This is a genomic window from Pseudomonas sp. RHF3.3-3 (genome assembly GCF_048069595.1).
GTDB classification, from domain to species: Bacteria; Pseudomonadota; Gammaproteobacteria; order Pseudomonadales; family Pseudomonadaceae; genus Aquipseudomonas; species Aquipseudomonas fuscovaginae_B.
Genome location: NZ_CP182250.1, coordinates 747423 through 762688 on the forward strand (window position 1 = coordinate 747423; position 15266 = coordinate 762688).

11 protein-coding genes are annotated in these 15266 nt (G+C 63.8%); 8 read left to right on the forward strand and 3 right to left on the reverse strand.

Annotated features, from left to right (window positions below; all coding sequences use genetic code 11):
- Positions 1-196: 196 nt before the first annotated feature.
- From aceF to ACMGT0_RS03330, 3 genes are all read right to left on the reverse strand, one after another.
- Complete coding sequence (gene aceF, locus ACMGT0_RS03320) at positions 197-2149, reverse strand: dihydrolipoyllysine-residue acetyltransferase (RefSeq protein ID WP_054062108.1); 1953 nt, start codon at positions 2147-2149, stop codon at positions 197-199.
- Positions 2150-2160: 11 nt separating this feature from the next.
- Positions 2161-4806, reverse strand: coding sequence for a pyruvate dehydrogenase (acetyl-transferring), homodimeric type (aceE, locus tag ACMGT0_RS03325; protein WP_054056526.1), 2646 nt, complete (start codon positions 4804-4806; stop codon positions 2161-2163).
- A 179-nt stretch (positions 4807-4985) separates the two neighbouring features.
- Entirely contained in the window at positions 4986-5180 is a 195-nt protein-coding gene (locus ACMGT0_RS03330; protein ID WP_152972970.1) for a hypothetical protein, read from the reverse strand.
- Positions 5181-5189: 9 nt separating this feature from the next.
- Here ACMGT0_RS03330 and glnE point away from each other — a divergent pair, with 9 nt between their 5' ends.
- From glnE to ACMGT0_RS03370, 8 genes are all read left to right on the forward strand, one after another.
- Positions 5190-8129 (forward strand): bifunctional [glutamate--ammonia ligase]-adenylyl-L-tyrosine phosphorylase/[glutamate--ammonia-ligase] adenylyltransferase, encoded by a 2940-nt coding sequence (gene glnE / locus ACMGT0_RS03335; RefSeq protein ID WP_416771470.1) that lies wholly within the window; start codon positions 5190-5192, stop codon positions 8127-8129.
- A 106-nt stretch (positions 8130-8235) separates the two neighbouring features.
- The gene (gene waaF, locus ACMGT0_RS03340; protein ID WP_054062110.1) at positions 8236-9270 is read left to right on the forward strand and encodes a lipopolysaccharide heptosyltransferase II; all 1035 of its coding nucleotides are present in this window, start codon (positions 8236-8238) and stop codon (positions 9268-9270) included.
- 1 nt (position 9271) lies between these two features.
- Entirely contained in the window at positions 9272-10336 is a 1065-nt protein-coding gene (waaC, locus tag ACMGT0_RS03345) for a lipopolysaccharide heptosyltransferase I (RefSeq protein ID WP_054056529.1), read from the forward strand.
- A complete protein-coding gene (locus ACMGT0_RS03350) occupies positions 10336-11457 on the forward strand; it encodes a glycosyltransferase family 4 protein (RefSeq protein ID WP_416771473.1) in 1122 nt (373 codons plus the stop codon). Before waaC ends, ACMGT0_RS03350 begins: the two co-directional genes overlap by 1 nt.
- Positions 11457-12263 carry a lipopolysaccharide core heptose(I) kinase RfaP gene (rfaP, locus tag ACMGT0_RS03355; protein WP_416771475.1) on the forward strand — a complete coding sequence of 269 codons (807 nt, stop codon included), beginning with the start codon at positions 11457-11459 and terminating at the stop codon, positions 12261-12263. The genes ACMGT0_RS03350 and rfaP overlap by 1 nt, the downstream gene beginning before the upstream one ends.
- Positions 12263-12997 carry a lipopolysaccharide kinase InaA family protein gene (locus ACMGT0_RS03360; protein WP_416771477.1) on the forward strand — a complete coding sequence of 245 codons (735 nt, stop codon included), beginning with the start codon at positions 12263-12265 and terminating at the stop codon, positions 12995-12997. The genes rfaP and ACMGT0_RS03360 overlap by 1 nt, the downstream gene beginning before the upstream one ends.
- Entirely contained in the window at positions 12994-13746 is a 753-nt protein-coding gene (locus ACMGT0_RS03365; protein ID WP_054062112.1) for a lipopolysaccharide kinase InaA family protein, read from the forward strand. Before ACMGT0_RS03360 ends, ACMGT0_RS03365 begins: the two co-directional genes overlap by 4 nt.
- Entirely contained in the window at positions 13746-15197 is a 1452-nt protein-coding gene (locus ACMGT0_RS03370; RefSeq protein WP_416771479.1) for a lipopolysaccharide kinase InaA family protein, read from the forward strand. The genes ACMGT0_RS03365 and ACMGT0_RS03370 overlap by 1 nt, the downstream gene beginning before the upstream one ends.
- Positions 15198-15266: the final 69 nt, after the last annotated feature.

Consider the following 15266-nt stretch of genomic DNA (forward strand, 5'->3'; position numbering starts at 1 on the left):
AGCTGGGAAATCTTCAATCGAGGGCGCTGGATGGGCGACGATAACCGCTCTGTGTCGCGGTTTGGCGCGTGTCGGGCGGGTGTTTTCACAGGCGCAAAAAAAGCCCCGCCATCTGGCGGGGTTGAGGTACGAGCGTGGCGCTCGGAAAACGCTACGGCGCATCCGGCCTCCTTGATGCAGGAGGCCGGATAGCCGGTTACAGCAGGATGGTGCGGATATCCGCCAGCAGGTCGCTCAGGCGCTTGGTGAAGCGCGCTGCCGCGGCACCGTTGATCACGCGGTGATCGTAGGACAGCGACAGTGGCAGCATCAGCTTCGGCTGGAAGGCCTTGCCATCCCAGACCGGCTGGATGGTTGCCTTGGAAACGCCGAGGATCGCCACTTCCGGTGCGTTGACGATCGGCGTGAAGCCGGTGCCGCCAATGTGGCCGAGGCTGGAGATGGTGAAGCAGGCGCCCTGCATGTCGTCGGCGGAGAGCTTCTTGGTCCGGGCCTTTTCAGCCAGGGAAGCCGCTTCGGCGGCGAGTTGCAGCAGGCTCTTCTGGTCGACGTTCTTGATCACCGGGACCAGCAGGCCATCCGGGGTGTCGACGGCGAAGCCGATGTGCACGTACTTCTTGCGGATGACGGCCTTGCCGCTCGGGGCCAGCGAACTGTTGAAGTCCGGCAGTTCCTTGAGCAGGTGCGCGCAGCTCTTGAGCAGCAGCGGCAGGATGGTCAGCTTGACGCCAGCCTTCTCGGCCACGGCTTTCTGGGCGACGCGGAACGCTTCCAGCTCGGTGATATCCGCCGAGTCGAATTGGGTCACGTGCGGCACGTTCAGCCAGCTGCGGTGCAGGTTGGCGGCGCCGGCCTGCATCAGGCGGGTCATCGGCACTTCTTCGATTTCGCCGAAGCGGCTGAAGTCCACGGCCGGGATCGGCGGGATGCCAGCGCCACCGGTTGCACCAGCGGCAGCGGCCGGAGCTTCCTTGGCCTTCTGCATCATGGCCTTGACGTAGACCTGCACGTCTTCCTTGAGGATGCGACCGTGCGGACCGCTCGGGCTGACCGCGCTCAGGTCGACGCCGAATTCACGGGCCAGTTGGCGTACCGCCGGGCCGGCATGGACCTTGGCGCCAGCGGCGGCTGGAGCGGCTGCCGGGGCAGCGACCGGTGCCGGTGCGGCTGCAGCCGGAGCAGCGGCCTGGGTCGGTGCAGCAGGAGCGGCAGCGGGTGCCGCAGCTGCGGCAGGTGCAGCGCCCTTGACCTTGAGTTTCAGGATCAGGTCGCCGGTGCCGACTTCGTCGTCCAGCTTGATGGAAACGCTTTCCACCACGCCGGCGGCTGGCGATGGGATTTCCATGCTGGCCTTGTCGGATTCCAGGGTGATCAGCGACTGGTCGACTTCGACGGTGTCACCGGCCTTGACCGAGACTTCGATGATCTTGGCCTTGCCCGACGAGCCGATGTCCGGCACGTGGATGTCCTGCACGCTGTCGGCCACCGGAGCGGCCGGGGCCGCTGCTGGCGCTGGAGCGGCAGCCGGCGCGGCGGCTTGAGCCGGTGCCGGGGCAGCGGCAGGCGCAGCGCCTGCGACCTTCAGGACCAGGATCAGGTCGCCGGTACCGACTTCGTCGTTCAGCTTGACGTTGATGCTTTCCACCACGCCGGCAGCCGGCGACGGGATTTCCATGCTGGCCTTGTCGGACTCGAGGGTGATCAGCGACTGATCGGCCTCGATGGTGTCGCCGACCTTGACCGAGATCTCGATGATCTGGGCCTTGCCCGACGAACCGATGTCCGGCACATGCACCTGCTGCGCCGAAGCGGCAGCGGGGGCGGCGCTCGGCGCGGCCGCCGGTGCAGGTGCGGCAGCCGGTGCGGCCGGGGCTGCGGCAGGTGCCGGAGCAGCCGCTGGGGCCGCGGCAGCGGCGCCCTCGACTTCCAGTTCCAGCAGCTCGTCGCCTTCTTTCAGGCGGTCGCCCAGCTTCACCTTCAGGCTCTTGATGACACCGGCTTTCGGTGCGGGCACTTCCATGCTCGCCTTGTCCGACTCCAGGGTCAGGATGCTCTGGTCGGCTTCGATACGGTCGCCGACCTTCACAAACAGTTCGATTACTTCACCTTCACCGCTGCCGATGTCAGGTACGCGAATGAGTTCGCTCACAGGGGGTCTCCTCAGCAGTCCAGTGGGTTGCGTTTTTCCGGATCGATACCGAACTTGGCGATGGCCTCGGCCACCACTTTCGGTTCGATGTCGCCACGGTCAGCCAAGGCTTCCAGGGCTGCCAACACCACGAAATGACGGTCGACCTCGAAGAAGTGACGCAGCTTCTTGCGGCTGTCACTGCGGCCGAAGCCGTCGGTACCCAGGACTTTGAATTCCTTGGATGGGACCCACTGGCGGATCTGTTCAGCAAACAGCTTCATGTAGTCGGTGGACGCGATCACCGGGCCCTTGCGACCGGAGAGGCATTCCTCGACATAGCTCTTCTTCGGCTTCTGGCCAGGGTGCAGGCGGTTGCTGCGTTCCACGGCCAGGCCGTCGCGGCGCAGTTCGTTGAAGCTGGTGACGCTCCACACATCGGCACCGATGTTGAACTGCTCGCGCAGGATCTTCGCGGCTTCACGCACTTCGCGCAGGATGGTGCCGGAGCCCATCAGTTGCACGTGGTGGGCGGCTTCCTTGGTATCTTCCTCGAGCAGGTACATGCCCTTGATGATGCCTTCCTCGACACCGGCCGGAATGGCTGGCTGCTGGTAGGACTCGTTCATCACGGTGATGTAGTAGAAGACGTCCTGCTGCTCTTCGGTCATCTTCTTCATGCCGTCCTGGATGATCACCGCCAGCTCGTAGCCGTAGGTCGGATCATAGGTGCGGCAGTTCGGGATGGTGCCGGCCAGCATGTGGCTGTGACCATCTTCGTGCTGCAGGCCTTCGCCGTTCAGGGTGGTCCGGCCGGCGGTACCGCCGATCAGGAAGCCACGGGTACGGCTGTCGCCGGCCGCCCAGGCCAGGTCGCCGATACGCTGGAAGCCGAACATCGAATAGAAAATGTAGAACGGCAGCATCGGCTGGTTGTGGCTGGAGTACGAAGTACCGGCCGCGATGAAGGAGCTCATGGCGCCCGCTTCGTTGATGCCTTCCTCAAGGATCTGGCCCTTCTTGTCCTCGCGGTAGAACATCACCTGGTCCTTGTCGACGGGCTCGTAGAGCTGGCCGACGGACGAGTAGATGCCCAGTTGGCGGAACATGCCTTCCATACCGAAGGTACGGGCCTCGTCCGGGATGATCGGTACGATGCGCGAACCGATTTCCTTGTCCTTGACCAGTTGCGCGAGGATCCGCACGAAGGCCATGGTGGTGGAAATTTCACGGTCGCCCGAGCCGTCCAGGATCGCCTTGAGGGTATCCAGTGGCGGAGTCGGAACGCTGAAGCTCTTGGCGCGACGCTGGGGTACGAAACCACCCAGGGCGGCACGACGCTCGCTCAGGTAGCGGGCTTCGGCGCTGCCTTCTTCCGGCTTGAAGAACGGCAGGTTTTCCAGCTCCTCGTCCTTGACCGGGATGTCGAAACGATCGCGGAACGAACGCAGGCTGTCGACGTCGACCTTCTTGGTGTTGTGGGCGGTGTTTTTCGCTTCGCCCGCACCGGTGCCGTAACCCTTGATGGTCTTGGCCAGGATGACGGTAGGCTGTTCCTTGTGGTTGACCGCCTGGTGGTAGGCTGCATAGACCTTGTAAGGGTCGTGGCCGCCACGGTTGAGTTTCCAGATCTCGTCGTCGGACAGGTCGGCAACCATCGCCTTGAGTTCAGGCGAGTTGAAGAAGTGCTCACGGACGAACGCACCGTCCTTGGCCTTGTAGTTCTGGTATTCGCCGTCGATGACTTCGTCCATGCGGCGCTGCAGGATACCGTCGGTGTCCTTGGCCAGCAGTGGGTCCCAGAAACGGCCCCAGATGACCTTGTTGACGTTCCACTGGGCACCACGGAACACGCCTTCGAGTTCCTGGATGATCTTGCCGTTGCCGCGAACCGGGCCGTCGAGGCGCTGCAGGTTGCAGTTGATGACGAAGATCAGGTTGTCCAGCTTCTCGCGGCCGGCCAGGGCGATGGCGCCCAGGGATTCCGGCTCGTCGCACTCGCCGTCGCCCATGAAGCACCAGACCTTCTGCTTGCCTGGCTGGATGAAGCCGCGGGCTTCCAGGTACTTCATGAAACGTGCCTGGTAGATCGCCTGGATCGGTCCCAGACCCATGGATACGGTCGGGAACTGCCAGAAGTCAGGCATCAGCCATGGGTGCGGGTAGGACGACAGACCGTTGCCATCGACTTCCTGGCGGAAGTTGTTCATCTGGTCTTCGCTGATGCGGCCTTCCATGAAGGCGCGCGCGTAGACGCCTGGCGAGGCGTGGCCCTGGAAGTAGATCAGGTCGCCGCCGTGCTCGTCGGTCGGGGCCTGGAAGAAATAGTTGAAACCGATGTCGTACAGGGTGGCACTGGAGGCGAAGCTGGAGATGTGACCGCCCAGGTCCGAATCTTTCAGGTTCGTGCGCATGACCATGGCCAACGCGTTCCAGCGTACCAGCGAGCGAATGCGGCGTTCCATGAACAGGTCGCCAGGCATGCGTGCTTCGTGGGTGACGGGAATCGTGTTGCGGTACGGCGTAGTGATGGCGTAGGGCAGTTGCGAACCGCTGCGGGTCGCGAGTTCACCCATACGGGTCATCAGATAGTGAGCACGGTCTTCGCCTTCTTTGTCGAGAACCGATTCCAGGGCGTCCAGCCATTCCTGGGTTTCGACGGGATCGAGGTCTTGCATGGCTTGCTCCAGGGCGGAAAGGCTTCCAGAATCGGTTGCCTGAGTTTGCGACTGGCCTTGTGGGCAGACGACATAAATTCTTGGATTATCCGGAGGTTGATCCGGGGTTCTGTAGTTTTACTACAAATCGCCAACCATTTCAGCCTTTCGAATGTATAGACGAGTAGTAAAACTACAGATCAACGTACGAAAACTTCCTGCTGCGTTGTGAGAATAATCGATATTGTTGGTTGAAAATAAACCTTGTCAGGTGTTTGCTTGATGTTGGCTGCCAAAAAAAAACGATTATCAGCTATTTCCAACTTTTGTTCGACACTACTTTCCGGGGCATGCTTCTCGCCCTCACCGTTCGCGGCTGCTTGTTCGCCGATCAAGGATAGACCATGAGCCTACCTGCACTGGCCGTTTTGCCGGCCGTTCTCCAGCCTTTTGTCAGTCGGGCCGAACAGTCCTTCCGTGCGGCCGTCTCCGCACTGGGCGACGATCACGGCCTGGCCGGATGGCCGCCCGGGCGCTGGGCCGATTTCGCCCGGGTCAGTGCCGCCAGCGACTTCTTTATTGAACAGGTGGTTCGTGACCCTTTGATGTTGCTGGAGCTGGTGCAGTTCGGCGACCTGGACCGGGTCTTCGCTCCCGGCGAACTGTGCGGTCAGATCGCCGCCGCCGTCCAGCAGGCCGAAACCGAGGATGAGCTGGGGCGGGTCCTGCGTCGTCAGCGCAATCGCCAGCAGGTGCGGATCATCTGGCGCGATCTGACGCGCCAGGCCGACCTGGTGCAGACCTGTCGCGACCTTTCGGACATGGCCGACGCCTGTATCGATCAGGCCTATCAATGGCTGTACCTGCGCCATTGCCAGCAGTTCGGTACGCCGACCGGTCGGCGCAGCGGCGAGCCGCAGCAGATGGTCATCCTCGGCATGGGCAAGCTCGGTGCCGTGGAATTGAACCTGTCCTCCGACATCGACCTGATCTTCGCCTACCCGGAAGGCGGCGAGACCGTCGGGGTCAAACGCCCGCTGGACAACCAGGAGTTTTTCATCCGCCTGGGCCAGCGGCTGATCAAGGCGCTGGACCCGATCACCGTCGACGGTTTCGTCTTCCGCGTCGACATGCGCCTGCGTCCCTATGGCTCGGCCGGGGCGCTGGTGCTGAGCTTCAACGCCCTGGAGCAGTATTACCAGGACCAGGGGCGCGACTGGGAACGCTACGCGATGATCAAGGCGCGGGTGGTGGCCGGCGACCAGGCGGCGGGCGCGCACCTGCTGGAAATGCTCCGTCCGTTCGTCTATCGGCGCTACCTGGACTTCTCGGCGATCGAAGCGCTGCGCACCATGAAACAGCTGATTCAGCAGGAAGTGCGCCGCAAGGGCATGGCCGAGAACATCAAGCTGGGCTCAGGCGGCATTCGCGAGGTCGAGTTCATCGCCCAGGCGTTCCAGCTGATTCACGGCGGGCGTGACCTGAGCCTGCAGCAGCGGCCCTTGCTGAAGGTCCTGGGCACCCTCGAGGGCCAGGGCTACCTGCCGTCGGCGGTGGTCTCCGAACTGCGCGCCGGCTATGAGTTCCTGCGTTATACCGAGCATGCGATCCAGGCGATTGCCGACCGTCAGACCCAGATGCTGCCCGATGACGAAAAGGATCGGGCACGTATCGCCTTCATGCTCGGTTTCGACAGTTGGTCGGCCTTTCATGAGCAGTTGATGCACTGGCGTGGCCGGATCGACTGGCATTTTCGCCAGGTCATCGCCGACCCGGACGAAGATGAGAGCGAAGAATGCCAGGTGGCCGTCGGTGGCGAATGGTTGCCCTTGTGGGAAGAGGCCCAGGATGAAGAGGCTGCCAGCCGTCAGTTGCAGGAAGCCGGTTTCAAGGATGCGCCCAAGGCGTTGAGGCAGCTTGCATCATTGCGTGCCAGTGCGCAGTTGCGGGCCATGCAGCGTCTCGGTCGCGAGCGCCTGGATGCCTTTATCCCACGGTTGCTGGCCCAGGCGGTCGAACATGCCGACCCGGACCTGGTGCTGGAGCGGGTGTTGCCGCTGGTCGAGGCGGTCGCCCGGCGTTCTGCCTACCTTGTGCTGCTCACGGAAAACCCCGGGGCCTTGCGCCAGTTGCTGACTCTGTGTGCCGCCAGCCCGTGGATTGCCGAGCAGATCACCCGGTTCCCGATGCTGCTTGACGAGTTGCTCAACGAGGGGCGGCTGTTCAAGCCGCCGCTGGCACCGGAGCTGGCGGCCGAGCTGCGTGAGCGCCTGACACGGATTCCCGAGGATGACCTCGAACAGCAGATGGAGGCCCTGCGCCACTTCAAGCTGGCGCATCGGCTGCGGGTCGCCGCTTCGGAAATCTCCGGCAGCCTGCCGCTGATGAAGGTCAGCGACTACCTGACCTGGCTGGCCGAGGCGATCCTGGAGCAGGTGCTGGCCCTGGCCTGGCGGCAGACCGTGAGCAAGTACGGTTCGCCGCGGCGTGCCGATGGCAGCCTGTGCGATCCCGGCTTCATCATTGTCGGCTATGGCAAGGTGGGCGGGATCGAGCTTGGGCACGGTTCCGACCTGGACCTGGTGTTCATCCATGATGGCGATCCGAATGCCGAGACCGACGGCGCCAAGCCGATCGATACGGCACAGTTCTTCACCCGCCTGGGGCAGCGGATCATTCACCTGTTGACCACCCAGACCAACTCCGGCCAGCTCTATGAGGTGGACATGCGCCTGCGTCCGTCGGGGGCTTCCGGGCTGCTGGTCAGTTCCCTCGGGGCGTTCGAGCGCTATCAGCAGAACGAGGCCTGGACCTGGGAACACCAGGCGTTGATCCGTGCCCGGGTGCTGGTGGGTTGCCCGGGCGTCGGGGCGGCCTTCGAGAAAGTCCGCGCGGCGGTGCTGGGGCGTGAGCGGGACCTGCCGACCCTGCGCCAGGAGGTCAGCGAGATGCGCGCCAAGATGCGCGACAACCTCGGCAGCAAGGCGACCGCGGCCGGCACCGCGGCCAATGCCTTCGAGGCGACGGCGCCGTTCGACCTCAAGCAGGACGCCGGAGGTATCGTCGATATCGAATTTATGGTGCAATACGCGACTTTGGCCTGGTCGAAAGAGCACCCGGCATTACTGCGTTACACGGATAACATCCGCATTCTGGAAGGGCTGGAGCAGGCCGGGTTGATCCCCGCCGCCGATGCCGCCCTGCTGCGCGAGGCCTACAAGGCCTACCGTTCCGCCGCCCACCGCCAGGCCCTGCAGAAGGAGGCCGGCGTCATCGGCGGCGACCAGTTCACGGTCGAACGGCGCGATGTGATGCGGATCTGGGCTGAACTGGGACTAAGCTAGGGCCTGCATGGAACTCGTCGCGCAGGCGGTTTCGTACACGGCCTGGGACGGCCATGGGCAAAGACCGGGGAGGCTACAGGCCTCCCTGATCGTTTCCGGAATATTTATGAAAATTCTCATCGTTGGGCCCAGCTGGGTCGGTGACATGGTGATGGCTCAGACACTGTTCCAGTGCCTGAAGCAACGCCACCCGCAGTGCGAGATCGATGTGCTGGCTCCCGAGTGGAGTCGCCCGATCCTCGAACGCATGCCCGAAGTTCGTGCGGCCTTGAGCTTTCCGCTCGGCCACGGTGTGCTCGACCTGGCCACCCGGCGCAAGATCGGCAAGTCCCTGGCGGGCCAGTACGATCAGGCCATTCTCCTGCCCAACTCGTTGAAGTCGGCGCTGGTGCCGTTTTTTGCCGGTATCCCGAAGCGCACCGGCTGGCGTGGAGAATTCCGCTATGGCCTGCTCAATGATGTGCGCAAGCTGGACAAGGAGCGCTATCCGCTGATGATCGAGCGGTTCATGGCCCTGGCCTACGAGCCGGGTGCCGAATTGCCGACGCCTTATCCACGCCCTTTGCTGCAGATCGATCCGGCCAGCCGCGCGGCGGCGCTGGGCAAGTTCGAGCTGGTGCTCGACCGGCCGGTACTGGCCCTGTGCCCGGGCGCCGAGTTCGGCGAGTCCAAGCGCTGGCCCTCGGAGCACTATGCGAAAGTCGCCGAGACGAAGATCCGTGAAGGCTGGCAGGTCTGGCTGTTCGGTTCGAAGAACGACCATGCGGTCGGCGAGGATATTCGCCAGCGGCTGATTCCCGGTTTGCGCGAAGAGGCGGTGAATCTCAGTGGCGCCACATCGCTGGCCGAGGCGATCGACCTGCTGTCCTGTGCCGACTCGGTGGTCTCCAACGACTCGGGCCTGATGCACGTGGCGGCTGCGCTGAATCGTCCGCTGGTGGCGGTGTACGGCTCGACCTCGCCAGGCTTCACGCCGCCGTTGGCGGATCAGGTGGAAATCGTCCGCCTGGGCCTGGAGTGCAGCCCCTGCTTCGAGCGTACCTGCCGCTTCGGGCACTACAATTGCCTGCGCCAGCTGTTGCCTGCGCCGGTGAATGAGGCCCTGCAGCGTCTGCAGGGCTCCCCCGTCGAGGTGCGGTAACTTGCGCGTATTGCTGGTCAAGACGTCCTCCCTGGGGGACGTGATTCATGCCCTGCCGGCGCTGACCGATGCGGCCCGGGCCATTCCCGGCATCCGCTTCGACTGGGTGGTCGAGGAAGGTTTTGCCGAGATTCCGAGCTGGCATCCGGCGGTGGACAAGGTGATTCCGGTGGCGATCCGCCGCTGGCGCAAGAACCTCTGGCAGACGTTCAAAAGTGGCGAATGGAAGCGCTTCAAGCAGAATGTGCGGGCGACGAAATACGACCTGGTGATCGATGCCCAGGGGCTGGTGAAAAGTGCGTTCCTGACCCGCTATGTGAAGGCCCCGGTTGCCGGGCTGGACAAACAGTCGGCCCGTGAGCCGCTGGCCAGTCGTTTCTATTCCCGGCGCCTGGCTGTGGCGCGGGGGCAGCATGCGGTCGAGCGGGTGCGGCAGTTGTTCGCCGTGGCGCTGGGCTATGACTTGCCCGGCGGGCTGGGCGATTACGGCCTGGATGTCGAGAAGCTGGTGGTGTTGCCACGCAGCAAGACGCCGTTCGTGCTGTTCCTTCATGGCACCACCTGGGACACCAAGCATTGGCCCGAAGCCTACTGGCGTGAGCTGGCCGAGCGGATGGGGCACCTGGGCGTCGAGGTGAAGTTGCCTTGGGGCAACGCTGTCGAGAAGGCGCGTGCCGAGCGTATCGCCCGGGGGCTGAGGCATGCGGTGGTGTTGCCGAAGCTGAATCTGGCCGGTGTGGGCAAGGTTCTGGCCGATGCCAGCGCCTGCGTTGCCGTGGATACCGGCCTCGGTCACCTGGCCGCGGCGCTGGATGTGCCGACCCTGTCGCTGTTCGGCCCGACCAATCCTGGGCTGACCGGGGCCTATGGCAAGTCGCAGGTCCACCTGGCGAGCGACTTCCCCTGTGCGCCCTGCCTGCAGAAGAAATGCACCTACGTGCCCACCCCCGAAGACCAGAAGCGCTTCGATCTCAGGCGCGAGTTGCCGCTGTGCTTCACGCGGCTCAATCCCGAACGTGTTGCCAGCCGGCTGACCGCGTTGTTACTGGCCGAGGAGCGGCACTGATGCAACTGGCTTTTGTCCTGTACAAGTACTTTCCCTTTGGTGGCCTGCAGCGCGATTTCATGCGCATCGCCCTGGAATGCCAGCGGCGCGGGCACCGGATCCGCGTCTACACGCTGATCTGGGAAGGCGATGTTCCGCCTGGCTTCGAGGTGCTGGTGGTACCGATCAAGGCGTTTTCCAATCATCGGCGTAACGAGAAGCTCAGTGCCTGGATGGAAGCCGACCTGGCCAGGCGTCCGGTCGACCGGCTGATCGGTTTCAACAAGATGCCCGGCCTGGATGTCTACTACGCCGCCGATGGCTGCTTCGAGGACAAGGCGCAGAACCTGCGTCATTCGCTGTACCGTTTCTGGGGGCGCTACAAGCACTTCGCCGAGTACGAGCGGGCGGTGTTCGCCCGCGACGCGAAGACCGAGATCCTGATGATCTCCGAAGTCCAGCAGCCGCTGTTCATCAAGCATTACGACACGCCGCTGGAGCGCTTTCACCTGTTGCCGCCGGGGATTGCCCAGGACCGCCGGGCGCCGGCCAATGCCGCTGAAATCCGCGCCGAGTTCCGCCGTGAATTCAAGCTGGCGGACGACGACTGCCTGTTGGTACAGATCGGCTCCGGTTTCAAGACCAAGGGCGTCGATCGCAGTCTCAAGGCCCTGGCGGCATTGCCGGCGGAGCTTAGGAAGCGCACCCGGTTGTTTGTAATCGGTCAGGACGATCCCAAGGTCTTCCAGGTGCAGAGCGCGGCACTGGGGCTGGGCGAGCATGTGCAGTTTCTCAAGGGGCGCAGCGATATCCCGCGTTTCCTGCTGGGCGCCGACCTGCTGATTCACCCGGCCTACAACGAGAACACCGGTACCGTGCTGCTGGAGGCGCTGGTGTCCGGCTTGCCGGTGCTGGTCAGTGCGGTCTGCGGTTATGCTCATTACATTGCCGAGGCCGATGGCGGCCTGGTGCTGGACGAGCCCTTCGAGCAGAACCAGCTCAATCAATACCTGAACCGGATGCTGTCCGATGGGGCGGCACGCACGGCATGGAGCCGCAACGGTCTGGCCTTCGCCGAGACGGCCGACCTCTACAGCATGCCGCAGCACGCTGCGGATGTGATTCTGGCGGAGCAGCATTGATGAAGTTGATCCTTGCCGAACCCTTCAAGAGCCTGTGGGCCGGACGCGATGCGTTCGCCGAGGTCGAGCGCTTGCAGGGCAAGGTTTATCGCGAGCTGGAGGCTCGTCGGACGTTGCGCACGGAAGTCGCCGGGCGTGGCTACTTCGTGAAGATCCATCGTGGCATTGGCTGGCGCGAGATCTTCAAGAACCTGTTGACCGCGAAAATGCCGGTGTTGGGTGCCGGCCAGGAGTGGCGTGCTATCGAGTGCCTGCACAAGGCCGGTGTGCCCACCATGACCGGCGTGGCCTATGGCGAGCGTGGCAGCAATCCGGCCGGCCAGGATTCGTTTATCGTCACCGAGGAGCTGGCGCCGACCGTCAGCCTCGAGGATTACACCCTGCAATGGCCCGTGCAGCCGCCGCAGCCCCGGCTCAAGCGTGCGCTGATTGCCGAAGTGGCGCGCATGACCGGTGGCATGCATCGGGCCGGGCTCAACCATCGCGACTGTTATATCGCCCATTTCCTGCTGCATACCGACAAGCCGGTGACGGCCGATGACCTTAAGCTTTCGGTCATCGACCTGCATCGTGCGCAGGTTCGCCCGAGCATTCCGCGCCGCTGGCGCAACAAGGACCTGGCGGGCCTGTATTTCTCGGTGCTGGATATCGGCCTCACCCGGCGCGACAAGTTGCGTTTTCTGCAGGGCTATTTCCGCCGGCCGCTGCGTGAGGTCCTGCGTGACGAGGCTGCGCTGCTGGCGTGGTTGGAACGCAAGGCCGACAAACTCTACAAGCGCAAGCAGCGCTACGGGGATGCGCTCTGATGTCGGGTTGGAAACTGGAGCCTGAATACGCGGCGCTGGCGGATGACTTTGGCAGCCTGGAAGCGGTATTCGCCCTCGAGGGCGAGCACCTGACCCGTGACCCGTTGTCCGAGGTCATCCGGGTCAACCGCGACGGTGTGAACTATTACGTCAAGCGTTACTCCGGCGCGGGCAAGGGGTTGCGGCAGTATTTCGGCCGGCCCCGGGTCCGTTCCGAATGGCAGAATCTCAAGCGTTTCGCCAAGTGGGGCATTCCGACCGCCGAAGTCATCGCCTGGGGCCTGGAGCGCCGTGGCGCGGCCTATCATCGGGGGGCCATGATCACTCGCGAACTGCCCAGGACCGAGGACCTTTCGGCGCTGGCCAATCGCGACGATCCGCTGTTGCGCGATCGCGCCTGGGTCGATGGCATCAGTCGGCAGTTGGCCCGCTACACGCGGATCATGCATGACCAGCGCTTCACTCATAACGATCTGAAGTGGCGCAACCTGCTGGTCGATGACCAGCACCGGCTGTTCCTGATCGATTGTCCCAACGGCGAGTTCTGGCGCGGCTTCTGGCTGCGCTATCGGATCACCAAGGACCTGGCCTGCCTGGACAAGGTCGCCAAGTATCACTTGTCGGCCACCCAGCGGCTGCGGTTCTACCTGCAGTACCGCCAACGTAGTCGGCTGAATGCGGCGGACAAGAAGCGCATTCGGCATGTGTTGAGATTTTTCGAGGGACGGGAATGACCGACTTCCTGGCGGCTGTCGACCGCGCGTTGCTGGAACGCAACGGACTCGGCAACTTCGATGCGCTGTGGAACAAGGCGCTGGACGCGGTGGATGAGCCCAACACCAGTGGCGGTGGCTGGAGCAGCGTGTATCGGCTGGAGCTGGAAGGCCAGGGCTATTACCTCAAGCGCCAGAGCAATTACCTGACGCGCACCCTGCACAGCCCACTGGGCGAACCGACCTTTGCCCGTGAGTTCCGCAATATCAGCCGTTATCAGCGCTTGGGTATCCCGGCCCTGCAGGCGGCGTTCTTTGGCGAGCGTGCGGTGAAGGGCGAGCGCCGGGCCGTATTGTTGACCCGGGCGCTGGATGGCTGGAGCGACCTGGACTCGCTGCTGGAGCAGTGGTCGCAACTGGCGCCGACGCAGCGCCAGGCGATCCTGCGATGCTGTGGGCTGCTGGCCCGGCAACTGCATGGGGTGCGGCAGATCCACGGTTGTTTCTATCCCAAGCATATTTTCCTGCAGGAGACGGCAGGTGGTTACCAGGCGCGGTTGATCGACCTGGAGAAAACCCGACCGCTGCTGTTCGGCCGGCGTGACCGGGTCAAGGATCTGGAACCCTTGCTGCGTCGGGCGCCGGTCTGGAGCGAAGCCGATGTGCGGACGCTGCTGGCGGCCTACCTCGATCAGCCGGTGGATGCTTCGCGGGTGGATGCCTGGCTTCAGCGCCTGGGGGCACGGCGCAGCAGGAAGGGGGGTCGCTGATGCGCCTGTCCGAACTGAAATCCGCCGGGCGTACGCCGGTTCTGCCCTTGAGCATCGAACTGGCCGATGCTGCCGGTCCGGGGCAGTTGCAACTGCTCAGTCTGCTGCGGGTGCTGCCTGGCCAGCGTTATGTCGGTGCCGGGGTCTGGCGCGGTCGTGCGGTGCTGGCCAAGTTGCTGGTGGGCGGCAAGGCCGCTCGACACTTCCAGCGCGAACTGCAGGGTGTGCGCCTGCTCGCCGAGCAGGGGCTGACTACGCCACTGTTGCTGGCCGACGGTCTGAAGGAAGGCGAGGGCGGCTGGCTGCTTTTCGAGTTCCTGGAGGGGGCCGAAAGCCTGGACGACGCCTGGAAACAGGTGGAGAGGCTGCCGGTCCTGGCTGATGAGCAGCAACGGGTGCTGGGCGAGGCCCTGGCGGCAATCGCGCAGATGCATGCCAAGGGCTTGTGGCAGGAAGACCTGCACCTGGACAACCTGTTGCGCCATGGCGGCAAGTTGCACCTGATCGATGGTGCCGGGATTTGTGCCGAAGAGGCGGGCAAGCCTCTGTCGCGGCAGAAGGTGCTGGAAAACCTCGGGGTGTTTTTCGCCCAGTTGCCCAGGCATTTCGAGCCGTTCATCGAAGAATTGCTGGTGCATTATCTGCTGAGCAATGCCGAGCACGCCTTGCCGTTGGAGGCCCTGCTCAAGCAGGTCGACCGAATCCGCGGCTGGCGCCTGAAGGACTTCATCGGCAAGGTCGGGCGTGAGTGCACGCTGTTCAGCGTGCAGCGCGGGCCGTTCGCCTTGCGCGCCCTTCGGCGCGAGGAAGAATCGGCCATGCTGCCGGTGCTGGCCCAGGCCGATCATCTGCTCGACCAGGGGCACCTGTACAAGACCGGCGGAGCGGCCAGCGTCGGCCGAATCGAAGCCGATGGCCGCACGTTGTTGCTCAAGCGCTACAACATCAAGGGTTTTGCCCACTGGCTCAAGCGTTTCTGGCGCCCCAGCCGCGCCTGGCATTCGTGGCGCGAGGGCAATCGCCTGGCGTTTCTTGGCATCGCCACGCCCAGGCCGCTGGCCGTACTGGAAAAACGCTTTCTCTGGTTGCGTCGCCAGGCCTATCTGGTGACCGAGTATCTGCCGGGGCCGGATATCATCCAGCGCTTTGCACCCCATGTTGAAAGCGGTGCGGTGCCCGAGGCCGAGTTGCAGGCGTTGGAGCAGCTGTTTGCCGACCTGATCCGCGAGCGCATCAGCCATGGTGACTTCAAGGGGCACAATCTGTTCTGGCACGAGGGGCGCTGGACCCTGATCGACCTGGATGCGGTGCACCAGCATTCTTCGGTCAGCCGCTTTGCCCCGGCCTATGCCCGCGACCGGGCGCGGTTCATGCGCAACTGGCCCGAGAGCAGTGCCTTGTACCAGATCATCGATGCCCGGCTGCCGAAAACCATCGAGCCGGTCAGTTGACCGGGTGATCGCCGCGGCCCCTTGCGCCGCGGCGATCTGCCGCTCACGGCTTGCCCCTAGAGGCTTGTC